The sequence below is a fragment of the Devosia sp. ZW T5_3 genome (genome assembly GCF_044987315.1).
Lineage (GTDB): Bacteria > Pseudomonadota > Alphaproteobacteria > Rhizobiales > Devosiaceae > Devosia.
Genome location: NZ_JBJDRE010000018.1, coordinates 37,765 through 57,870 on the forward strand (window position 1 = coordinate 37,765; position 20,106 = coordinate 57,870).

At 61.6% G+C, this 20,106-nt stretch carries 24 protein-coding genes; 18 read left to right on the forward strand and 6 right to left on the reverse strand.

What is annotated here, in order from left to right:
• Positions 1 to 36 precede the first annotated feature (36 nt).
• The 4 genes from ACI3KW_RS19555 to ACI3KW_RS19570 all read left to right on the forward strand — a co-directional run bounded on the left by ACI3KW_RS19555 (position 37) and on the right by ACI3KW_RS19570 (position 2,982).
• Positions 37 to 435, forward strand: a complete 399-nt coding sequence (locus ACI3KW_RS19555; RefSeq protein WP_404849484.1) for a hypothetical protein — start codon at positions 37 to 39, stop codon at positions 433 to 435.
• A 218-nt stretch (positions 436 to 653) separates the two neighbouring features.
• A complete protein-coding gene (ldtR, locus tag ACI3KW_RS19560; RefSeq protein WP_035097704.1) occupies positions 654 to 1,163 on the forward strand; it encodes a transcriptional regulator LdtR in 510 nt (169 codons plus the stop codon).
• A 357-nt stretch (positions 1,164 to 1,520) separates the two neighbouring features.
• Positions 1,521 to 2,678: a murein L,D-transpeptidase gene (locus tag ACI3KW_RS19565; protein ID WP_262168424.1), complete on the forward strand. Its 1,158-nt coding sequence runs from the start codon at positions 1,521 to 1,523 to the stop codon at positions 2,676 to 2,678.
• Positions 2,679 to 2,778: 100 nt separating this feature from the next.
• Positions 2,779 to 2,982: a DUF6898 family protein gene (locus ACI3KW_RS19570; protein ID WP_404849485.1), complete on the forward strand. Its 204-nt coding sequence runs from the start codon at positions 2,779 to 2,781 to the stop codon at positions 2,980 to 2,982.
• 11 nt (positions 2,983 to 2,993) lie between these two features.
• Here the strand turns inward: ACI3KW_RS19570 and ACI3KW_RS19575 are convergent, their stop codons facing one another.
• On the reverse strand, positions 2,994 to 3,458 hold the full coding sequence (locus tag ACI3KW_RS19575; RefSeq protein ID WP_404849486.1) for a BA14K family protein: 465 nt from the start codon (positions 3,456 to 3,458) through the stop codon (positions 2,994 to 2,996).
• A 194-nt stretch (positions 3,459 to 3,652) separates the two neighbouring features.
• Here ACI3KW_RS19575 and glyA point away from each other — a divergent pair, with 194 nt between their 5' ends.
• The 6 genes from glyA (at position 3,653) to nusB (ending at position 8,349) form a co-directional block, all read left to right on the forward strand.
• Positions 3,653 to 4,957 (forward strand): serine hydroxymethyltransferase, encoded by a 1,305-nt coding sequence (gene glyA, locus ACI3KW_RS19580; protein WP_404849487.1) that lies wholly within the window; start codon positions 3,653 to 3,655, stop codon positions 4,955 to 4,957.
• A gap of 153 nt (positions 4,958 to 5,110) precedes the next feature.
• Positions 5,111 to 5,590, forward strand: a complete 480-nt coding sequence (gene nrdR / locus ACI3KW_RS19585) for a transcriptional regulator NrdR (protein WP_113121502.1) — start codon at positions 5,111 to 5,113, stop codon at positions 5,588 to 5,590.
• A complete protein-coding gene (gene ribD / locus ACI3KW_RS19590) occupies positions 5,587 to 6,696 on the forward strand; it encodes a bifunctional diaminohydroxyphosphoribosylaminopyrimidine deaminase/5-amino-6-(5-phosphoribosylamino)uracil reductase RibD (RefSeq protein ID WP_404849488.1) in 1,110 nt (369 codons plus the stop codon). Before nrdR ends, ribD begins: the two co-directional genes overlap by 4 nt.
• 56 nt (positions 6,697 to 6,752) lie before the next feature.
• Positions 6,753 to 7,370, forward strand: coding sequence for a riboflavin synthase (locus ACI3KW_RS19595; RefSeq protein WP_404849489.1), 618 nt, complete (start codon positions 6,753 to 6,755; stop codon positions 7,368 to 7,370).
• 10 nt (positions 7,371 to 7,380) lie between these two features.
• On the forward strand, positions 7,381 to 7,854 hold the full coding sequence (locus ACI3KW_RS19600; protein WP_404849490.1) for a 6,7-dimethyl-8-ribityllumazine synthase: 474 nt from the start codon (positions 7,381 to 7,383) through the stop codon (positions 7,852 to 7,854).
• Positions 7,855 to 8,349: a transcription antitermination factor NusB gene (gene nusB / locus ACI3KW_RS19605; protein WP_113121498.1), complete on the forward strand. Its 495-nt coding sequence runs from the start codon at positions 7,855 to 7,857 to the stop codon at positions 8,347 to 8,349.
• A 217-nt stretch (positions 8,350 to 8,566) separates the two neighbouring features.
• On the opposite strand, the gene ACI3KW_RS19610 is transcribed toward nusB, so the two are convergent.
• Complete coding sequence (locus tag ACI3KW_RS19610; protein WP_113121497.1) at positions 8,567 to 9,016, reverse strand: outer membrane protein assembly factor BamE; 450 nt, start codon at positions 9,014 to 9,016, stop codon at positions 8,567 to 8,569.
• A 161-nt stretch (positions 9,017 to 9,177) separates the two neighbouring features.
• Here ACI3KW_RS19610 and ACI3KW_RS19615 point away from each other — a divergent pair, with 161 nt between their 5' ends.
• The 6 genes from ACI3KW_RS19615 (at position 9,178) to ACI3KW_RS19640 (ending at position 13,446) form a co-directional block, all read left to right on the forward strand.
• Positions 9,178 to 9,705, forward strand: coding sequence for a ubiquinol-cytochrome C chaperone family protein (locus ACI3KW_RS19615; protein ID WP_404849491.1), 528 nt, complete (start codon positions 9,178 to 9,180; stop codon positions 9,703 to 9,705).
• Complete coding sequence (locus ACI3KW_RS19620; protein WP_404849492.1) at positions 9,702 to 10,247, forward strand: YceD family protein; 546 nt, start codon at positions 9,702 to 9,704, stop codon at positions 10,245 to 10,247. The genes ACI3KW_RS19615 and ACI3KW_RS19620 overlap by 4 nt, the downstream gene beginning before the upstream one ends.
• A 126-nt stretch (positions 10,248 to 10,373) precedes the next feature.
• Positions 10,374 to 11,444 carry a phosphate acyltransferase PlsX gene (plsX, locus tag ACI3KW_RS19625; protein ID WP_404849493.1) on the forward strand — a complete coding sequence of 357 codons (1,071 nt, stop codon included), beginning with the start codon at positions 10,374 to 10,376 and terminating at the stop codon, positions 11,442 to 11,444.
• Positions 11,441 to 12,418: a beta-ketoacyl-ACP synthase III gene (locus ACI3KW_RS19630; protein WP_404849494.1), complete on the forward strand. Its 978-nt coding sequence runs from the start codon at positions 11,441 to 11,443 to the stop codon at positions 12,416 to 12,418. The genes plsX and ACI3KW_RS19630 overlap by 4 nt, the downstream gene beginning before the upstream one ends.
• Before the next feature lie 233 nt (positions 12,419 to 12,651).
• Positions 12,652 to 12,963: an integration host factor subunit alpha gene (locus tag ACI3KW_RS19635; RefSeq protein ID WP_035097678.1), complete on the forward strand. Its 312-nt coding sequence runs from the start codon at positions 12,652 to 12,654 to the stop codon at positions 12,961 to 12,963.
• A 27-nt stretch (positions 12,964 to 12,990) separates the two neighbouring features.
• Positions 12,991 to 13,446, forward strand: coding sequence for a MerR family transcriptional regulator (locus ACI3KW_RS19640; protein ID WP_113121492.1), 456 nt, complete (start codon positions 12,991 to 12,993; stop codon positions 13,444 to 13,446).
• Between the two features lie 74 nt (positions 13,447 to 13,520).
• On the opposite strand, the gene ACI3KW_RS19645 is transcribed toward ACI3KW_RS19640, so the two are convergent.
• Positions 13,521 to 15,053 carry an MDR family MFS transporter gene (locus tag ACI3KW_RS19645; protein ID WP_404849495.1) on the reverse strand — a complete coding sequence of 511 codons (1,533 nt, stop codon included), beginning with the start codon at positions 15,051 to 15,053 and terminating at the stop codon, positions 13,521 to 13,523.
• 85 nt (positions 15,054 to 15,138) lie between these two features.
• Here ACI3KW_RS19645 and ACI3KW_RS19650 point away from each other — a divergent pair, with 85 nt between their 5' ends.
• Entirely contained in the window at positions 15,139 to 15,684 is a 546-nt protein-coding gene (locus ACI3KW_RS19650; protein ID WP_404849496.1) for a MarR family winged helix-turn-helix transcriptional regulator, read from the forward strand.
• Between the two features lie 269 nt (positions 15,685 to 15,953).
• Here the strand turns inward: ACI3KW_RS19650 and ACI3KW_RS19655 are convergent, their stop codons facing one another.
• From ACI3KW_RS19655 to ACI3KW_RS19665, 3 genes are all read right to left on the reverse strand, one after another.
• Entirely contained in the window at positions 15,954 to 17,183 is a 1,230-nt protein-coding gene (locus ACI3KW_RS19655) for an NAD(P)/FAD-dependent oxidoreductase (protein ID WP_404849497.1), read from the reverse strand.
• 177 nt (positions 17,184 to 17,360) lie between these two features.
• Entirely contained in the window at positions 17,361 to 17,672 is a 312-nt protein-coding gene (locus tag ACI3KW_RS19660) for a MocE family 2Fe-2S type ferredoxin (protein WP_404849498.1), read from the reverse strand.
• Between the two features lie 44 nt (positions 17,673 to 17,716).
• A complete protein-coding gene (locus ACI3KW_RS19665; protein WP_404849499.1) occupies positions 17,717 to 18,796 on the reverse strand; it encodes a fatty acid desaturase family protein in 1,080 nt (359 codons plus the stop codon).
• Positions 18,797 to 18,947: 151 nt separating this feature from the next.
• Here ACI3KW_RS19665 and ACI3KW_RS19670 point away from each other — a divergent pair, with 151 nt between their 5' ends.
• Positions 18,948 to 19,976 (forward strand): LacI family DNA-binding transcriptional regulator, encoded by a 1,029-nt coding sequence (locus ACI3KW_RS19670; RefSeq protein WP_404849500.1) that lies wholly within the window; start codon positions 18,948 to 18,950, stop codon positions 19,974 to 19,976.
• Positions 19,977 to 20,106: the final 130 nt, after the last annotated feature.

The following is a 20,106-nucleotide window of genomic DNA, read 5'->3' on the forward strand; positions in this document are numbered from 1 at the left end:
TCATGTCCATCGAACACACCGACAAGGAGACATCCAATGCCTGATCTTAACCTTCACCCCCGCTTGGTCTACCTCGCAGACACCGCCGCCTGCCTCGTCCTCGGAGCTGTCCTTATCGCTGCCGCGGCACCCCTCACGGCGCTCATCGGCTGGACCTTGCCCCCGGCTCTTCTCATCGCTCTCGGCGTCATCCTGCTCCCTTGGGCCGCGTTCAATTTAATGACAGCCCGTGTCCAGCGGCTAACGCCTGCCATCCTCGCCACCCATGTCGCAGGGGATGCCCTATGGGTCGCCGGCAGCGTCGCGCTCGCCGCGCTCTATGCCAGCCAGATGGGACAGTTGGGTCTATTTCTGGTGCTGGGGCAGGCTGTTGCCGTAGCCGGCATGCTACTGCTCAAGCTCGCTTTCGCCCGGCCGTTCTTCAATCCGGCCTAGCTGGTGCGGGCGTGGGTGGCCAAGCTCTCCCGCGCCCGTCACACCTCGGTAAGGTTACAATTTTATCACCAGGTGATACGAAGAATTAAGCCAAATTCTCATTGTATTCCAGTAAGATAGTTTTAAGCGTGTGGCTTAGGGCGATCTTAGTCGGGGCGCCGTAGTTTGGCCTCATGAGATGCGAAAAATCGCACGAACTGATGAACAGTGAGGCACAAATGGCGATCAAATCCAACGCAGCCGAGGCTATGTCCCCGGACCGTCCCCAGAGCCTGAAGCCGCTTTATCTCGAAGCTGTTTCGCGCGTCGAACGTCTGCACCGCCGCCTGCTCGATCTCATCAAGGATGAGTTCGACCGCATGGGCTGGGATGACATCAATCCCGTTCAGGCGCTGTTGATGTTCAATATCGGCGATGCCGAGTTGACAGCTGGCGAACTGCGGTCGCGGGGCTATTATCTGGGTTCCAATGTCTCGTATAATCTCAAGAAACTGGTCGAGACCGGTTATATCTTCCAGGAACGCTCCCGTTCCGACCGCCGTTCGGTCCGCATTAAGCTGACCCCCAAGGGCGAGGAAGTGGCCGAAGTCATCGACGAGCTTTATGACCGTCACCTCAAGTCGATCGACAAGGTTGGTGGCCTGGGCGATGACGAATTCGACGGCCTCAACAAGGCGCTGGCCCGTCTCGAGCGCTTCTGGGTCGATCAGATCCTCTATAAGCTCTGATATCGACCAAACTGCGGGGCAGGGTGGTTGTTGCCCTCCTGCCACATCACCAAGCAAACGCCAGCCTCAGTGCTGGCGTTTCTTATTTCAGCCGCAAATGACCATCATTTGCCGTTGTTACGTGGTTTGAAACCATTTCCCGCCTATTCTTGGTATACGAAGTCCAAAGGTTCACACTCGCTTGACTGCGTTGTGACGGGCGGGACGCGATGGTAAAAGCCGCTTTGATGCGGCGGGCTGAATATTTCGGGTGACTTGATGCGATTGAATCGTCGTTCTCTTCTTCAATCCATGGCTGTGAGCGGTGCTGCCCTGGCCATGCCTTCAGTGGTGCGGGCCCAGGATTCCTTCTGGGATATGTTCGATCGCAACCGTGTCCTGCGCAATGTTGATCAGAACGGCAATACGGCCGCCGCCCAGGCGTTGATTGCCACCAATGAGCCGATCCTGTCCTACGACACGGCTTACAATCTGCAACTGGCGATTTCCCAATACGAGCCCTTCGTCGCTGCCGGCGGCTGGGAAGAAACCCCGCAGGAAGCATATGGCCTCAAGCTGGGTGAATCGCGCAAGGCCGCCATCGCGCTCAAGCGCCGCCTGATTTCCTCAGGCGATATGGCAATGGTCGAAAGCGTCAGCGATATGATCGACGCTCCCGCCGATGCTGGCATTCGTGCTTTCCAGGCCCGCCATGGCCTGGTCGTCAATGGCGAGGTCGATGAAGCCACTTGGTATGCACTATCGGTGCCGGCCCAGACCCGCCTCAACCAGCTCTATCTGAACGCTCAGCGCGTCCAGACCATGGCGGCGAACCTCAGCGAACGCTATGTCGTGGTCAATATTCCGGCCGCCACCATCGAAGCCGTCGCCGGCGGCATGGTCGAGCAGCGCCACACTGCCGTTGTCGGCCGCGTCGATCGCGCCACCCCGATAATGGCCAGCAAGGTCAGCCAGATCAATTTCAATCCCTATTGGCATGTGCCCAAGTCACTGGTCGAGCGCGACCTGACCAAATACATGCAGGAAAATCCGAACTACCTGGCCGAACAGAACATCCATATCTACGACGGCAGCGGCAACGAAATTTCGCCCTCCACCATCGATTGGACCAATATCGGCAACGCGGTCAATTACATGTACCGCCAGGAACCGGGCGCGGCCAATTCCATGGGCCATTGCAAGATCAACTTCTACAATCCCTACGATTGCTACCTGCACGACACCCCCTCCAAGGCGCTGTTCGGCGAAAACGCCCGCTTCCATTCTTCAGGCTGTGTGCGCGTCGAGGGTGTCAACCAACTGGTCAACTGGCTGCTGCGCGACAATGGCGATTGGGATCAGAACAAGGTCGACATGACCTTCGAATCCCTGCAGCGCCTCGATGTCGAGTGCAAGGCCCGCGTGCCGCTGCACACCACCTACATCACTGCCTGGGCCAACAAGCAGGGCACCGTCAGCTTCCGCGACGACGTTTACGAATTCGACGCCCAGGGCAAAGTCACCTTCGACGCCTAAAGTCCAGGTCTCACCCAACGCAAAACGCCCTCCATCTGGAGGGCGTTTTCGTTTCTACAGGAATCGGGCAAGCTTCACCGGCAAACTAGGGGCCGTGCCCATGCCGCAAGGTGAAGTTCTGTTTGAATTCGTCCAGCTCGGCCAGCAAATGCGCGTCGCGGCCATCGATAGCACGAGTGGCACCGAAGTGGTGGTGATTACCCCCGTATCGGCAACTCGCCATCAGATGCAACAACTCGCCCTCGCCAAATTGCGCCGGAAGCTCCAAACCGAAGCCCCGGCGCCAGAAAAGCGGTTGTTCTAGCCCTTACGCAATTAAAGCTGGCACTGTCGACGAATGCCGTCATAACCCATGAACGTATTGGTCTGCTCGTCATACGAGCGATAGCGCGCATAACACGCCTGCACGTGGGCCCGGTACGATCCACCGCCATATACCGGCTGGCCGCCATAATTGTTGTTGTTGTTCTGGTTGGCGATCGCGCCGCCTAGCAGCGCCCCGAAGCCAAAGCCGAACAGGCCGGCGGCGATGCCGTCCAGTGAGTTGCGGCGACTGCGATAGAAGGTATCGTAATCGTGGTCCCTCCAGCCGCCTCCATAATACCCGCGGCAGTCGCGGTCCCTTGGGTTGCGGTCGCAATAGCTCATGATTACCCGATCGCGCTGCGACCAATTACCGCCTTTTTGAATCCAGCCTTGGGCAGAGGCCGGCATTGCGGTTGTCAGAACAACGGCGCCGGCAACGATGGTTGCTGCGATCTTTCCAAAATTGACGTTCATTTTCAAGTTCTCCATACCGCCCCGCCGCTAGATTAGCCCGGCCTCACCGCTAAATGCGGAAGCTTGCGCATAGGTTGCGTTAAGGAACGAAATACCCTTCACAATGCATGGATTGAACCGGCGGTTCGTGCTAGAGGCTGCGCCCATATCATCCTTCCGACACCACATGTTGGGATCGCCCTGGAGTTAAGCCCATGAGCGCTGCGACCTCTCTTCCGCTCTTTCCGAAGTTCTTTTCCGCCAATCTTGCCGAGATCGATCCCGAGATTGCGGGCGCCATCAATGACGAACTGGGCCGCCAGCAGCACGAAATCGAGCTGATCGCGTCCGAGAACATCGTCTCCCGCGCCGTGCTCGAAGCCCAGGGTTCGATCATGACCAACAAGTATGCGGAAGGCTATCCCGGCAAGCGCTACTACGGTGGTTGCCAGTTCGTCGACGTGGCCGAAACTCTGGCCATTGAGCGCGCCAAGCAGCTGTTCGGTGCCGCTTTCGCCAATGTGCAGCCCAATTCGGGTTCGCAGATGAACCAGGCCGTGTTCCTCGCGCTGCTGCAGCCGGGCGACACCTTTATGGGCCTCGATCTGAACTCGGGTGGTCACCTCACCCATGGCTCGCCCGTCAATATGTCCGGCAAGTGGTTCAACGTCGTCTCCTATGGCGTGCGCCGCGACGATCACTTGCTCGATATGGATGAAGTCGAACGGCTTGCTCATGAGCACAAGCCCAAGCTGATTCTGGCAGGCGGCACCGCCTATTCCCGCGTTTGGGATTGGGCCCGTTTCCGCCAGATCGCCGATTCTGTTGGCGCCTATCTCATGGTCGACATGGCCCACATTGCGGGTCTGGTTGCCGGTGGCGTGCATCCTTCGCCCGTGCCCCATGCCCATGTCACCACCACCACCACGCATAAATCCCTGCGCGGCCCACGCGGCGGCATGATCCTCTCCAATGACGAGGATATCGCCAAAAAGATCAATTCGGCGGTGTTCCCGGGCCTGCAGGGCGGCCCCCTGATGCATGTGATCGCCGCCAAGGCAGTCGCCTTCAAGGAAGCACTGCAGCCCGAATTCAAAGCTTACGCCCGTCAGGTCGTCGATAATGCCCGCGCTTTGGCCGAAACGCTCAAGTCGCATGGCCTCGATGTCGTCTCCGGCGGCACCGATAACCATTTGATGCTGGTCGACCTGCGCAAGAAGAATGCCACCGGCAAGCGTGCGGAGCAGGGCCTCGGCCGTGCTTTCATCACCTGCAACAAAAACGGCATTCCCTTCGACCCGGAAAAGCCCTTCGTTACCTCGGGTATTCGTCTGGGCACGCCAGCCGGCACCACCCGTGGCTTCGGCGTCGCCGAATTCCAGGAAATCGGCAGCCTGATCGTTGAAGTGCTCGATGGTCTGCGCGAGGCCAATTCCGATGAGGGCAATGCCCAGGTCGAGGCCGCCGTACGCGACAAGGTCAAGGCGCTCACCGCGCGCTTCCCGATCTACGCAAACTAGTTGTGTGCAGCAGTTGGGCCAGGATGAGACGAAAATGGCGGGTTTTGAGAACCGGAGCGGAGCGTGCTTTCAGCACGTGAGCACCGGAAGCGCAGAAACGCGCCATTTGCAGGCCGTCATGGCCCAAATGATCACACAACGTAAGGGCTGAGGATGCGCTGTCCTTATTGCGGCAACGACGATACGCAGGTCAAGGACAGCCGTCCCACCGAGGATTCCGGTGCCATCCGGCGCCGCCGCGTCTGCAATGGCTGCGGCGGCCGCTTCACCACCTTCGAGCGCGTGCAACTGCGCGATCTGACCGTGGTCAAGAAATCGGGCCGCAAAGTCCCCTTCGACCGCGAAAAGCTCTCGCGTTCGGTCTATACCGCCCTGCGCAAGCGCTCGGTCGATCCAGACCGCACCGAACGAATGATCTCCGGCATTGTCCGCCAGCTCGAAAGCCTGGGCGAAGTCGAAGTCACCTCCGACCAGATCGGGGAATATGTCATGGAAGGCCTCAAGGGTCTCGATGATGTAGCCTTCGTTCGCTTCGCCTCGGTTTATAAAAACTTCTCCGCCGCCGACGATTTCCGTTCCTTCCTCACCGAACTCGCCTCCGGCAAGGGCATTGTGCAGGATCAGGACGATTGAGCGGGCCCAGCCCCGAGGATATCCGCTGGCTTGATGCCGCCGTCCGCCATGCCTTGCCCTATCTCGGCACCACCGCTGACAATCCCACCGTCGCCGCACTCGTCGTCGATCCGGTCAACCAGACGCTGATTTCCCGCGCCGTCACCGCCAAGGGCGGCCGCCCTCACGCCGAGTCGCAGGCGCTGGAGGCCGCTGGCTTTGAAGCCTCGGGCCGCACCCTCTATGTCACGCTTGAGCCCTGCCACCATTGGGGCCGCACCCCGCCTTGCGTCGATGCGGTGATCCGCTCCGGCGTACTGCGCGTCGTTATCGGCACTGGCGATCCCGATCCGCGCACGGCCGGCGAGAGCATCCGCCGCCTCGAATCGGCCGGAATCGAAGTCATCCTGGCCGATCACGCACCTTCCCGCGCCTTGCATGCCGGCCATGCCATGCGCCACGGGGCTGGGCGCCCCTTCGTCACCGCCAAGCTCGCCGTCTCTGCCGATGGCATGATTGGCCGCAAAGGCCAGGGCAATGTCGCCATCACCGGCGAGGCCGCCCGCGACTGGACGCATCTGCAGCGCGCGCGCTCCGAAGCCATTCTCATCGGCGCCTCCACCGCGCGCCTCGACGATCCCCAACTCACCGTCCGCCTGCCGGGCCTCGAAAATCGCAGCCCGCTTCGCGTCATCCTGGCTGGCGCCAAAGGGATCGATCGCAAGGTGAATCTGGTTGATCGCTTCTCCGCGCATCGCCTTGCAATCATTGCAGAAACCGACTCGCCGGTGGACGCGCCACCGTCCGTCGAGGTCATCCGCGTCGAAGGCAAAAAGGGCCGCCCGGACCTCGCCCTGGCGCTTACTGCTCTCGCCGGCAAAGGCATCCAAAACCTGCTGGTCGAACCTGGCGCCCGCCTCACCGCGGCCCTGCTCGACGCCGGGCTGATCGACCGTTTCGCCCTTTTGACCAGTCCGGTGACCATCGGCAAGGGCGGTCTGCCCGCCAGTTCCGGCGGCCCGCTGGCCGATCGGCTCGAAGCGGCCGACCTCGTCGAAATCGACCGTCAACAACTGGGCGACGATCTGCTCACCATCTTCGAACGGCGTTCAACCATTTCTCAGTAGTCGCAGGCGCCTCTGCCTCGCTATATGGTGCTGCCAACTCACATATAGGATTGCCCATGTTCACCGGTATCGTTACCGACGTCGGCAAATTGCTCAAGGTCGAAGATCGCAATGACGGCCGCGTGCTACGCATCGGCACGGTCTATGACGCAGCCTCCATTGATATGGGCGCCTCCATCACGAATGACGGCATCTGCCTCACAGTCACCGATAAGGGCAATGAGAACGGCCAGAACTGGTTCGAAGTTTTCGCCGCGCTGGAGACTCTCGCTGTCACCCAGGTCGGCAAATGGCAGGCCGGCCGCCGGGTAAACCTCGAACGTTCCCTCAAGATCGGCGACGAGCTGGGCGGACACATCGTTTCCGGCCATATCGATGGCATGGCCGAAATCGTCGATAAGAAAGAAACCGGCGAGCAGATCACCTATACGTTCGCCGTTTCCGATGCCGTTGCCCCCTTCATCGCCAAAAAGGGCAGCGTGGCTCTCAATGGCACTTCGCTCACCGTCAATGATGTCGAAGGCAACCGCTTCTCGGTCCATTTGATCCCCTATACGGTTGAAGTTACCTCCTGGGGCGATTATGGGGTTGGCGACAGCGTCAATATCGAGATCGACCCCATGGCGCGCTATGCCGCGCGCCTATTTGAAACGCTTGGCGACTTCCGCAAATAAGGACTGCCCCATGGCCTCTCACGGCGCCAACTTCCCCATCGAGCCCGGCTCCGCCGATGGCCAGCACTTCCTCATCGTCGAGGCCCGCTATTATGTCGAGCTGGCTGACGAACTCCTGGCCGGTGCTTCCGCCGCTCTTGAAGCTGCCGGCGCCACCTTCGACGTGGTGACCGTCCCCGGCGCCCTCGAAATCCCCGCTGCCATTTCCATGGCCATGGAAGCGGGCGACTATGACGGCTTTATCGCCCTGGGCACCGTTATCCGCGGCGAAACCACCCATTACGAGATCGTCTCCAACGAAAGCGCCCGCGCGCTGATGGAGATTTCGGTGGTCGATGCCCTGCCGCTGGGCAATGGCATTCTCACCGTCGAAAACGAGGCTCAGGCCTGGGCCCGCGCCCGCGTTTCCGAGCAGGACAAGGGCGGCGGCGCTGCCCGCGCGGCTCTGGCCATGGCCGCCCTCAAAATCCGGCTGAACGCTTAAATGGCCGATGCTCCCAAACGCGACCCGCAATCCGAACGCCCCGCCAACCAGCGTGGCGCTGCCCGCCTTGCCGCCGTCCAGGCGCTTTACCAGATGGATGTCGGCCGGGCGACGCTCGAAGACACGCTGGCCCAGTTCGGCAGCTTCCACCTCGGCCGCGAGATCGAAGGCGAGCAATATCTGCCCGCCGATGCTGACTTCTTCCGCCAGATCGTCTCTGGCGTCACCAAGCACCAGCTGGCTATCGACCCCGCCGTCGATCGCGCCCTGGCCGATGGCTGGCCCGTCGAGCGTGTCGACGCCACTCTGCGAGCCATCCTGCGCGCTGCTGCTTTCGAACTGCTGCGCCGCAAGGACATTCCGCCCCGCGTCGTCATCACCGAATATATCGACGTGGCCAAGGCCTTCTACGAAGACGACGCCACCGGTATGGTCAACGCCGCCCTGGACGCCATCGCCCGTGAAGCCGGGGCGGACCTGAACGAAACCAAGTAAGCGGTAGTGGCGCAGACCACCACCTCGGTGAATTCCGCAGCTGTTGCCCCACCCACAATGTCATCCCCGCGAAAGCGGGGACCTCCGTTCCGGAGTGCCGGCAATAAAACTGAGGTTCCCGCTTTCGCGGGAATGACACCGCGTTTTGAACGCACTTCACAAAAAACAAAAAAGCCCCGGCAAAACCGGGGCTTTTTCAATACATCGTCGTTTGGGCTTACCCGCCGAACGACTGCAAAATCTGCTGGATAAACGTGCGGTCCTCGCCAAACGAAGGGGTGCGGCGGCTTTCCACCGTCACGGTCTTGCCATCGGCAGCCGTGTACACCGCCTTGTCGATAACCTTCTTGTTCTTGTCGAAATAGATCGCCAGCACCGTGCGCGACTTGATCGAGGTCATCCCGAACGCGGTCTGCTGCACCTTGGTCTCGACATAGTAATAGGCCGATTGGTCGCCAAACGTATTGGTCGATTGCGGCGAGCCCAGCACGATGGTCACCAGTTCCTGGCTCTGGCCGGGGCGAATCTGTGCCATCGCGGCTTCGGAGATTTCATAGCCCTGGGTACGCTGGCTGATCAGTTGGGTGCCGCTGCTGCTGCAACCCGCCAGCACGACGGCAATCGCTGCGACGGCGGCAATGGAACCTGAAACGGTACGCAGAGGCATGAATTTGACTTCCCCGATGGCTCTCGACTATAGGCACGACGACAAGGCTTTGGCCCGCTCTGGCCGCCGGAATGTGTAGCCGCCAACATGTCGGTCTGGCAAGCTGGCATTGGGCGGGCAGGGTGTCTTGTTAAAACGATCGAGCCATTGAGCGCAATCCCATGATCTTGTCACTCTTTCGCAAGAACACTGCCACCGAGCCGGTTTACGCCGTCTATAACGCCATTGTGGCGCAATCCCGGCAGCCTTTCTTCTATGCCGATTGGCAGGTGCCCGATACCGTCACCGGTCGTTTCGACATGATCAGCCTGCATATGGCGCTATTGTTCCGCCGTCTGCGGGCAGAGCAGGGTGGTCAGAAAGCGTTCAGCCAGGCTGTGTTCGACCTGTTCTTCAAGGATATGGACCGTTCCCTGCGCGAAATGGGCGTGGGCGATATCGGTGTCCCCAAGAAAATCCAGAAAATGGGCAATATCTTTTTCGGGCTGCTCGCAGCCCTTACCGAGGCCATGGATCGCCGCGATGCGGCCGCCCTTGAGGCCGTGCTGTCGCGCAATATATATGACGGGGCATCCGGCGCCCATGTTCAGGCGCTGGCCGCCTATCTGTTTGTGCAGGACGATGCTCTTGCCGCTCAGTCCGCCGAATCCATCATGGCCGGCGCCGTCCGGTTCGAGGCCGCTGCATGACCCATAAGGAAACGCCCTTGCTCGACGCCATTGTCCGCATCGACCGGCTTCCCGCCACCGGCCGCGCCATCAAGGTCGCGCCCGATGCTGCGACCCGCGAGGCATTGGCCGCCTTGCTCAAGCTCACCGCCGTCGAAGCCTTCTACGCCGAACTCACCGTCGTGCCCCTGCGCGGCGGCCTGCGCGCCCAGGGCCGGCTAAGGGCGCGAATCGTACAACCCTCCGTTATCACCTTCGAATCGGTCACTCAGGAGGTCGATGAACCCATCGATCGGGTTTTCCTGCCGGAAGCCCAGAGCCATAAGCCCACGCCCGGCTCCGAGGTTTTCGTCGATCTGGACGATGAGGATTTTCCCGATCACATCGATGGACCCGAAGTCGATCTCAGCCCCTTGCTGATCGAAACGCTGGCTTTGGGCATCGATCCCTATCCGCGCCTGCCGGGGGAAAGCCTCGATGCCTTGGGCGTTCTGCCCGACGAAACCGATACCGGCCCCTTTGCCGGGCTCAAAAAGCTCAAGCCGGGGCCTGAAAAGGCATGATCCGGCCATAGGGAAGCCCCTTTCTCACCTCATCAAGCCCGCCGGATCACTTGGCTGGGCTTGCACCCTCCCTGTGATGGGATATGTTGCGGCACTGCCCCTTGCGGGGTCGACTTACGGGCAAATATGACCGACACGATTACAATCTCAGTGGACGCCATGGGCGGGGACAACGCGCCACGGGCGGTGATCCACGGGGCCTATCTGGCGCTGCGCGAGCGCAAGAACACCAAATTCATCTTCCATGGGCGGCAGGAGCAGATTGCTCCTCTGCTCGAAGAGTTTCCGGCCCTCAAGCCTGTCTCGATCGTGCGCCATAGCGATGTCGTCATCGCCGGCGACGAAAAGCCCAGCCAGGCTCTGCGCAAGGGCCGCGGCACCTCCTCCATGTGGATGGCCATTCAGTCCGTCAAGGATGGCGAGGCCGATGTGGCCGTTTCCGGCGGCAATACCGGCGCGCTGATGGCCATGGCCACCTTCTGCCTGCGCCCCATGGAAGGCATCTCTCGCCCCGGCATCGCCGCCATCTGGCCCACTCTGCGCAGCGACATCGTCGTGCTCGATATGGGTGCCACCATTGGCGCCGATGCCCAGCAATTGGTCGATTACGCGATTCTCGGCTCCGCGCTCGCCCGCTGCCTGTTCGATAGCGAGCAACCCACTGTGGGCCTGCTCAATGTCGGCACCGAAGAGGTCAAGGGCCTCGATTCGATCAAGGATGCCGGCAAGATCCTGGCCCAGGCCAGCGGCGCCGGCTTCATCTATCAAGGCTTTGTCGAAGGCGACGATATTGGCAAGGGCACGGTGGACGTTGTCGTCACCGAGGGCTTTGTCGGCAATGTCGCCCTCAAGACCGCCGAGGGCACTGCCCGCCAGGTCAGCTCCTATCTGCGCAGCGCCCTCAAATCCAATCTGATGAGCCGCATCGGCGCTTTCTTCGCCATGTCGGCGCTCAATGCCCTGCGCCGTAAGATGGACCCGCGCACCGTCAATGGCGGTGTGTTCATGGGTTTGAATGGCATTGTCATTAAATCCCACGGCGGCACCGACGAAATCGGTTATAAGAGTGCCCTGGGCCTGTCCTATGAAATGGCGCGCAGCCACCTGATCGACAAGATCGGCGAAACCATGAAGCGCTTTCCCGTCCATGCGGCCCCAGCCGCAGATGTGACCGAATCTGAGGCAAAACCGGCGTGACCAAGACGCGTTCCATCATCCGCGGTGTCGGCGGGTATCTTCCTGAGCGAATCCTCACCAATGCCGAGTTGGCCACCATGGTCGACACGTCCGATGAGTGGATTCAACAGCGTGTCGGCATCAAGGAGCGCCATATCGCGGCCGAAGGTCAGTTCACCTCTGATCTTGCGGTCGAGGCTGCCCGCCAGGCCATGGCCAATGCCGGCGTTACCCCCGACGATATCGATCTGATCATCGTCGCCACCACCACGCCCGATTATACCTTCCCGGCCGCTGCCACTCTGGTGCAGATGAAGCTGGGCATGCATCACGGCATGGCCTTCGATATCCAGGCCGTGTGCTCGGGCTTTGTCTATGCCGTGGCCACTGCCGATAGCTACCTCAAGAATGGCCTGGCCAATCGGGCGCTGGTCATTGGCGCCGAGACCTTCTCGCGCCTTCTCGATTGGACCGACCGCACCACCTGCGTGCTGTTCGGCGACGGCGCGGGCGCGGCCATCATGGAACGTGTCGAACTGGACGACGATGCGCCTGAACGCGGCGTGCTCGCCTCGGCACTGCGCTCCGATGGCCATCATTGGGACAAGCTCTATGTCGATGGCGGCCCGTCCTCCACCGGCACCACCGGCCACGTCCACATGCAGGGCCCTGAAGTCTTCCGCCACGCCGTTGGCAAGATCACCGACGTGGTCTACGCGACCCTCGAGAAAACCGGCTACACCGTCGCCGATCTCGACTGGTTCGTGCCCCATCAGGCCAATCGCCGTATTATCGATGGGGCAGGGGCCAAGCTGGGCCTGCCGCCCGAGAAGGTCGTCGTCACGGTCGATCGCCACGCCAATACCTCGGCGGCCTCCGTGCCGCTGGCGCTCAGCGCTGCGGTGGCCGATGGCCGCATCAAGCAGGGCGATCTGGTCATGCTCGAAGCCATGGGCGGCGGTTTCACCTGGGGCGCCTCCCTTATTCGCTGGTAACCGCCAAGGGCGCATTGACCTCAACCGTTTCAAGGCGTTAGTGTCCTTGCCGTCGGAGGAAACCTCGCGCAGAAATCTGCCCCGTAATGGATTGGCAGGAAGCGCTGGGGCGTAGGGAAGGATCCCGCAGTGTGGCACGGCTCTCGATGAGCGGTGCTGGAACAAGTGTATCAGGGACGCCATTGGCCGTCCCGGCCTGGGGATTTGGCCCTGTTGGCAACACGGGGGTGCGAATGACGCAGAAGACGGTAACACGTGCGGATCTGGCCGAAGCGGTTTACGGCAGCGTTGGGCTTTCTCGAACCGAGTCGGCCGAGCTGGTGGAGCGCGTGCTCGAGCTGATCGGCGATGCCCTGATCACGGGCGCCAATGTCAAATTGTCATCTTTCGGCTCGTTTCAGGTGCGCTCCAAAAACGAGCGGATCGGCCGCAACCCCAAGACTGGCGAGGAGGTTCCGATCCTTCCGCGACAGGTTCTTGTGTTCAAACCCAGCAACGTGTTGAAGTCCAAAATCAACAAGTCTATGGTCAGCGCTGGAAAATAAGGCATTTCAGCGAGTCTATGGCCCACCGTGGATAAGTCACCAGACGCATTCCGGACCATCTCTGAAGCAGCCGAAGAGCTCGACCTGCCACAGCATGTCCTGCGCTTCTGGGAAACCCGCTTTGCGACCATCAAGCCGCTGAAGCGCGGCGGCGGCCGCCGCTATTACCGTCCCGAAGACGTGCTCCTGCTCCGCGGCATCCGTCACCTGCTCTATGATCAGGGCTTCACTATCAAGGGCGTGCAGCGCATCCTCAAGGACCAGGGCAGCCGCTACGTCATCGCCGTGGGCGAAGGCCGCCCCGTCGAAGAGCTGCTCCCCCTGATCGAAATGGCCGAAGAGGCCGGCGACGAAGCCGAAATCGAAGAAGCCGTCATGCACGCGAGCCCCGCCCTCGACCGCGAATCCCGCGACAAGCTCTCCGACGTCCTGCGCGAACTGCTGGAATGCAAACGCATCCTGGAACGCGCCAGAGAGACCTGACGGATCTATCAGACGCCCGATCACTCACGATGTCATTCCCGCTTTCGCGGAAGTGACCCGTTGGGTGGAATGGCCTATTCCGCCACAGCCGCCTGCGGCCCCGGCTCAGCCTTGTGCTGCTCCAGTTTCTTGTTCTCCACGAACAGCGCACAGATCAGCCCCACCACAAACAGCCCCGCCCCGAAATAGAACACCGAGCCGAAGGCCGTCGCGAACACTTCCACCACTTCCTGCGCCGCAGCAGCGGGCAGGGTGGCAATCGCCGCTGGCGTCATCTCGCTCATCGTCCCCGGCATCACGGCCAGCGTCTCCGCTGAGATCCCCGTCTGACTGCGCAACAGCCCTGCCGTCAATATCCCGCCATTGGCCGCCAGCCCCAGCGAGGCCCCGATCATCCGCGCCAGCGTCAGCGTCCCGGTCGCAGCGCCCACATCCCGGCGCGGCGCCGAAGACTGCACGGCCACCATCAGCGTCTGCATCTGCAGACCGATTGAGAACGAGAAGAAGAACATCAAAATCCCGATCACCCAGATCGGCGTGGCGGCATGCACCGTTGAGAACGCCAGCATCACCAAAATGCCCAGCGCCATCGCCGCCACCGGAAATGGCTTATACCGCCCCGTCCGCGCCACGATATATCCAGTCCCGATGGAGGCCACGAGCGAGCCAACCGAGGAGGGCAGGAACAGTAGCCCCGCATAGGCCGGCGGCAGCCCGGTCACCGTCTGCAGGAACAGCGCGAAATAGTTGAGCATGCCCAGCGTCGCCACGCCCGAAATTACCGAGATCACCAGCGCCAGCGCAATGGTCCTGTTGCGCAACACATGCAGCGGCACAATCGGCTCCACCGCGCGCTTTTCCACCAGTACAAAGGCGGCAAGCGCCGCAAGCGCGATCACCGGCAGCAGGTAAACCATCACTCCGCCATAGCCGCCGCCCAGCGCCTCCTCGGCCCAGAACACCGTCGCAGTCACCGCGCCTGCCAGCAGCAGGCCGCCCGGATAATCAATGCTCGGCTGCCGCCCGGTCTCAAAGCTCGGCATTACCAAAGCCAACACGGCAATCACCGCAACGCCTATCGGCAGGTTGATCAAAAAGATATATTCCCACCCGATCGCCTGGCTGATCACTCCGCCAGCCACCGGCCCGATCAGCCCGGAGAGGGTGAACACCGCCGAGCTGTAGCCTTGGTATTTCGCCCGCTCGCGCGGCTCGAACAGGTCCGCGATGATACCGAAAGCCGAGGTCATCAGCCCGCCGCCGCCCAGCCCCTGCAACACGCGCGCCGTGATCAGGCTTTCCATCGACCAGGCAAAACCGCAGGCCAGCGAGCCGATCACGAACAGCCCGATCGCCACCATGAACACCTTCTTGCGCCCGAACAGGTCACCGAGCTTGCCATAGAATGGCGTCACCGCCGCCGTCGCCAGCAGATAAGCCGCGCCCACCCAGCCAAACAGTTCCAGCTTGCCCAGATCCGCCGCAATGGTCGGCAGCGCCGTCGCCACGATCTGCATGTCGAGCGAGGCCATGAACATGCCCACCAGCACCAGGACATAGATCACCATCTTGCGGCGGTGCGTGAGGACGGGAGCTGCAGCGGTCATGGCGGTCACCTGTTGAATTTGCGCCAAACTGTGCTAGAGTCATATATATGTCAATAGCACATATATGATAAAAGCATGGAACAGCATGGCCAAAACTGAGAGCGACGCCCGCGAAAGCCACCTTGCCCATCTCATCGGGCTAGGGCTAAGCCCCGCCGCCGCGCAGGCGACCATGGATATCGACCATGTCATGACCCACATCCGCCGCTCCATGCAGCATCGCGAAATGGGCCGCATGGCCCTGCGCGACCTCAAGCTCGATATTGAGGCCGCCGATCTTGAAATTCTGGCGGCGATCGAACTCTGCGCCATCGAAGGCGGCGAGGCCACGGTTGGCCTCATTGCCGAGCGCCTCAATATCGACCCCTCCCGTGCCAGCCGCGTCGTGGCGGATGCCGTGGAAAAAGGCATTGTACGCCGCGTCGCCTCGCAGTCCGACGCTCGCCGCATCGGCCTCGAACTCACCGATCTCGGCAAGCAGCACGCCGCCGCCATCCGCGCCTACAAATGGGGTATTTTCGCCGAAGCCTTGGGCGATTGGCCCGAAGAAGACCTCGTCACCTTCGCCCGCCTCTTCCAACGCTTCAGCGGCTGGATCGCCCAAGCCAAAGAAAAAGCTGGCAAGGGGTAGGGGGTACACTACGCACCTGGCTATCAGTCGGGATCACCCTCCCCCTTGTGGGGAGGGAAGCGAGATAGGACTTAGCGTCAGCTAAGTCCGTAGAATCGAGCAGGGTGGGGGTAATGCCTCCGCATGCGCGGTCTTAGTCGGCTACCCCCTCCTAGCCTCCCCCTGATAGGGGGAGGAACCTCTCCACTCTTCGGACTGGATCGAGGCCCAACCACAGGGCGATCCCTCCCCCTATCAGGGGGAGGCTAGGAGGGGGTATCCCCCTAAACTTAAGCCGCCGCCAACAACCCCTTCAGCTTCACTCCCGCATCCCCCAGCGCCTTCACATCCGGCCGCGCCCGCTTCCCAATCAGCATCTCCGCCAATCGAATATCCCGCGCTACGGCATTCCCCACGCCCAGCCCGCTCGCCGCCACCAGCCGCCCATCCGCCGCGAGATGAAACAAAATACTCGCCTCATCCCCCAAATCCCGCCGGATGATGGTAGTCCCCTCATCACTCAGCCCCGCAATCTGCAGCGTCAGCTCATACTGATCCGACCAAAACCACGGCACGCTGGAAATTGCCTCACCGGCGCCCAGCATATTCCGCGCCGCCAGGTTCCCCTGGTCCTGCGCATTGCGCCAACTCTCCAGCCGCACCCGCCGCCCGCCGTAAATCTCCAGCGGAAACGAGCAACAATCCCCCGCCGCAAAGATATCGGGGTCGCCCGTCGCCAGATGCCGATCCACGGCGATCCCATTCTCGATTGCCAGCCCACCCCCCTCGGCCAGCGCCACATTGGGCACGGCCCCAATCCCCACCAGCACCAGATCAGCCTCGATCCGCCGCCCACTCGCCAGCGTCACCACGGCGCTGTCCGCCCCACTAGCCACCCCGGCAATACCATCGCCAAACACCAGCTTTACCCCGCCCGCCAGATGCCGCGCCTCGATCTGCCGCGCCATCGCCTCGGGCACCCCGCGCGACAGCAGCCGTGGCAGGGCCTCGATCAGCGTCACTTTCGCCCCGCGCTGCCGCGCACTCGCCGCCAGTTCCAGCCCGATAAATCCGCCGCCGATAACCGCCAAATGCCGGCCCGCGCCCAACGCTCCGCGCAGTCGCAGCGCATCCTCAATCGTCCGCAGATAAACGATCCGCTCGCCCTCCACGCCCGGCAATCGCCGCGGTGCAGCCCCCGTCGCGAGCAGCAATTTGTCATAGCGGATGGCGCGCCCATCCACGCCCTCCAGATGCTTGCTCGCCCGGTCGATCTCCGCCACAGCAAACCCACCGCGAAACGCAATCCCCGCCTCAGCCAGCCGCTCCGCCGTTGCAATCGTCTTGGCCGCAAACAGCTCGGCCAGCATACCTTCCTTGCTCAACGGCGGCCGCTCGTAGGGCAGATGGCTCTCCCCACCCACCAGCGTCACATCGCCCGCAAATCCCTGCTCCCGCAGCGCCACAGCGGCCCGCGCGCCACATTCGCCCGCGCCGACAATTACATAGTGCTGGCTCATATGGTCCTCCAAAAATCCCCCTCATCCGCCCCTGCGGGGCACCTTCTCCCACGAGGGGAGAAGGGAGGGCTCAGCGCATTAACGTCCACCGGCCCCACCCTCGCCCCTTGTGGGAGAGGGACAGACCTGACGCGTTCAGCGGAAGGTCAGGGTGAGGGGACTGCGCGATGCTGGTGCCTACACCTCGATAAACACCGCCCCGTCCTCAACCTTCACCGGATAGGTCCGCAGGTTCACACAGACCGGCGCGCCCTTGGCCTCGCCGGTCTTGTAATTGAACCGCCCATTATGCTTGGGGCATTCGATGATATCGTCCATCACCAGCCCATCGGCGAGGCTGATCTGCTCATGCGTGCACAGCCCGTCCGTTGCAAAATACCGGTCCTCGGGACTGCGATAAATCGCGTAAACCCGCCCCTCATGGTCGAAGCGGATCACGTCCTCCTCGTCCACATCGCCAGCCCCACAAGCCTCAATCCACTGCGCCATTCTGTGTCCTCAAATTCCATCGAAAGCCCGGATATCGAGGCTTCTCACTCCGCCGCCACCCCATTATGCAGCTCCTCCCGATACGGCTTGGCCGTCGCCGGCAGCTCCCGTTTCAAGAAGTAGTCCTCATTCCGCAACTGCCGCAGGAACGCCGGCACCATCTCCCGATAGCCATCGAGGATCGAGGCATTGGGCGCCGGCAGGTCGTGCTTGATCAGCTCATGCAGCTGCGGCAGTGCGTGATAGGGGATCATGGGAAACATGTGGTGCTCCACATGGTAGTTCATGTTCCAATAAATGAACCGGCTCACCGGGTTCATCAGCACCGAGCGGGAATTGAGCCGGTGGTCGGTTACATTGTCGGCTAGCCCGCCATGCTGCAGCAGGCCGGTCAGCACATGGTGCCAGGCGCCGTAGAGCCGGGGCAGGCCGATCAGCATCAGCGGCAGGATCGATCCCGTCCACAGCGAAAGCGCTAGTGTTGCCAGATAGATAGCAAGCCAGATACGCGCTACGCGGATCACCTTGGCATGCTCCATTTCGGGGATGAAGCTCTTCTCCTCCGGGGTCACCACGCCGGCAGCGTTCCGCACCATGTCGAGCATGGCGTAGCCGGCATCGAGAATGCCGAAGAAATTGAGGATCACCCGAAACAGGTCAGGCGGCCGCATCACGGCGATTTCCGGGTCACGGCCGACGATCACCGTATCGGTATGGTGGCGGGCATGGCTCCAGCGCCAGGTCACCGGATTGCGCATGATCATGAAGCAGGCGATCTGATAGACGACGTTGTTCATCCACCGCGTTTTGAACGCTGTGCCATGGCCGCATTCATGCCAGCGGGAGTCCGAGGCGGAGCCGTAAAGTACTCCATAACCTAGGAAAAACGGCACGGCCCACCAACTGCCCCAGAAGTAGATACCGCCCGCCGCCAGCACCAGCATGGAGCCCAGCCAGATCACGGTGTCGCGGATCGCCGGGCCGTCCGAACGCTGCATCAGCGCCTTCATCTGCTTGCGGTCGACCTCGGTGTGATACCACTCGGCGGCGGCAAGACCGCTGGCTATCGCGGCTTCCGAGCTGGCGCCGAGCAGGTTGTAGTCGCGTTTCGCAGTTTGGGCCAATTGTGCCTCTCGATGCTAACAGTCCGCTAGCGAATTCCCTGCTTTTGATGCTGGCAAACTTGCGGCTTTTCCGCAATCAGCGCATGATGTTTTCTATCATTGCCATCATTATTGCGCTTGCCCGTATGATGGAAATTTGCAGGAGATCGCCTTGGTCCGCCGCCCGACTGTTGCTGATATTGCCCGTATTGCCGATCTGAGCGTCGCCACAGTCGATCGGGTGCTCAATGGCCGCCTACCGGTACGCCAGGAAACGGCTCAGCGCGTCTTCGGTGCCGCCGAGCAAATCGGTTATCACGGCTCCGGCCTCATCCGTCGCCGGCTGGAGCAAAATCTGCCGCATTACCGGCTGGGCTTCCTGCTGCAACGGCCGGATCAATTGTTCTATCAGGACGTCGCGACGGCGCTGCAACAGGCCGGCGCCAGCCCCACCCAGTTCCGCGCCACGCCAACCATTGCCTTCCTCGCCAACCAGACCCCGGCCGAAATCGCCACGCGGCTGGCCGAAATGGCGCCGCGCGTCGATGCCATCGCCATGGTGGCGGTGGATCATCCGGCTGTCACCGCGGCGGTGCAGGAGGTCGAGGCGGCCGGAAAGCCGGTGTTTTCGCTACTCTCAGACTTTGCCGCTGGCATAAGGCGCGGCTATGTCGGCACCAATAACCGCAAGGTTGGCCGCACGGCCGGCTGGCTGATCGCCAAATCCGCCAAGGCGGGCAAGGTGGTGGTGTTTGTCGGCAGCCACCGCTTTCACGGCCATGAAATGCGCGAGATCGGCTTCCGCTCCTATCTGCGCGAGGCGGCGCCCGAGCTGTCGATCATCGACACCCAGGTTAGCCTCGAAGACGGTGCGCTCGCCCATGAAGCAACGCTCGATCTGCTGCGCCGCCATCCCGATCTATCGGCCATCTATGTCGCCGGCGGCGGCACCGAGGGCGTCATCACCGCCCTGCGTGACGAGGGCATGGCGGGCCGCATCGCTCTGGTCTGCAATGAGCTGAACCCGGTGACCCATGCGGCTTTGGCCGACAATATCGCCACCGCCGTCATTGGCACGCCGCTCGCCGCGCTGGGCGCCAGCATTGTCAACCTGATGGCAGCGGCTTTGGCCCATCCCGCCGCCGATTTTGCCGGCCAGACCTTCTTGCCTTTCGATATCTACGTCTCCGAGAACATCTAGTCTCGCCGGTTGAAACGTTTCTAGTCGCACGAATATTCCGTTTGGCGGCGGATTGTGCGGTTCATTCTGTCATATTTTGGAATGAACATTCCGTATTGACAATAGAACAGAACCCGTATTTCATTTGGTC

Excerpts from the sequence above, each read along its gene's own strand:
- ACI3KW_RS19615 (WP_404849491.1), top strand. The coding sequence starts at position 9,178 with ATGATCTTGTCACTCTTTCGCAAGAACACTGCCACCGAGCCGGTTTAC.
- ACI3KW_RS19575 (WP_404849486.1), bottom strand. The coding sequence starts at position 3,458 with ATGAACGTCAATTTTGGAAAGATCGCAGCAACCATCGTTGCCGGCGCC.
- ACI3KW_RS19620 (WP_404849492.1), top strand. The coding sequence starts at position 9,702 with ATGACCCATAAGGAAACGCCCTTGCTCGACGCCATTGTCCGCATCGAC.
- nusB (WP_113121498.1), top strand. The coding sequence starts at position 7,855 with ATGGCCGATGCTCCCAAACGCGACCCGCAATCCGAACGCCCCGCCAAC.
- ACI3KW_RS19600 (WP_404849490.1), top strand. The coding sequence starts at position 7,381 with ATGGCCTCTCACGGCGCCAACTTCCCCATCGAGCCCGGCTCCGCCGAT.
- ACI3KW_RS19570 (WP_404849485.1), top strand. The coding sequence starts at position 2,779 with ATGCCGCAAGGTGAAGTTCTGTTTGAATTCGTCCAGCTCGGCCAGCAA.
- nrdR (WP_113121502.1), top strand. The coding sequence starts at position 5,111 with ATGCGCTGTCCTTATTGCGGCAACGACGATACGCAGGTCAAGGACAGC.
- ACI3KW_RS19650 (WP_404849496.1), top strand. The coding sequence starts at position 15,139 with ATGGCCAAAACTGAGAGCGACGCCCGCGAAAGCCACCTTGCCCATCTC.
- ACI3KW_RS19555 (WP_404849484.1), top strand. The coding sequence starts at position 37 with ATGCCTGATCTTAACCTTCACCCCCGCTTGGTCTACCTCGCAGACACC.
- plsX (WP_404849493.1), top strand. The coding sequence starts at position 10,374 with ATGACCGACACGATTACAATCTCAGTGGACGCCATGGGCGGGGACAAC.
- ACI3KW_RS19610 (WP_113121497.1), bottom strand. The coding sequence starts at position 9,016 with ATGCCTCTGCGTACCGTTTCAGGTTCCATTGCCGCCGTCGCAGCGATT.
- ACI3KW_RS19635 (WP_035097678.1), top strand. The coding sequence starts at position 12,652 with ATGACGCAGAAGACGGTAACACGTGCGGATCTGGCCGAAGCGGTTTAC.
- ACI3KW_RS19645 (WP_404849495.1), bottom strand. The coding sequence starts at position 15,053 with ATGACCGCTGCAGCTCCCGTCCTCACGCACCGCCGCAAGATGGTGATC.
- ACI3KW_RS19660 (WP_404849498.1), bottom strand. The coding sequence starts at position 17,672 with ATGGCGCAGTGGATTGAGGCTTGTGGGGCTGGCGATGTGGACGAGGAG.
- ACI3KW_RS19595 (WP_404849489.1), top strand. The coding sequence starts at position 6,753 with ATGTTCACCGGTATCGTTACCGACGTCGGCAAATTGCTCAAGGTCGAA.
- ACI3KW_RS19565 (WP_262168424.1), top strand. The coding sequence starts at position 1,521 with ATGTTCGATCGCAACCGTGTCCTGCGCAATGTTGATCAGAACGGCAAT.
- glyA (WP_404849487.1), top strand. The coding sequence starts at position 3,653 with ATGAGCGCTGCGACCTCTCTTCCGCTCTTTCCGAAGTTCTTTTCCGCC.
- ACI3KW_RS19655 (WP_404849497.1), bottom strand. The coding sequence starts at position 17,183 with ATGAGCCAGCACTATGTAATTGTCGGCGCGGGCGAATGTGGCGCGCGG.
- ldtR (WP_035097704.1), top strand. The coding sequence starts at position 654 with ATGGCGATCAAATCCAACGCAGCCGAGGCTATGTCCCCGGACCGTCCC.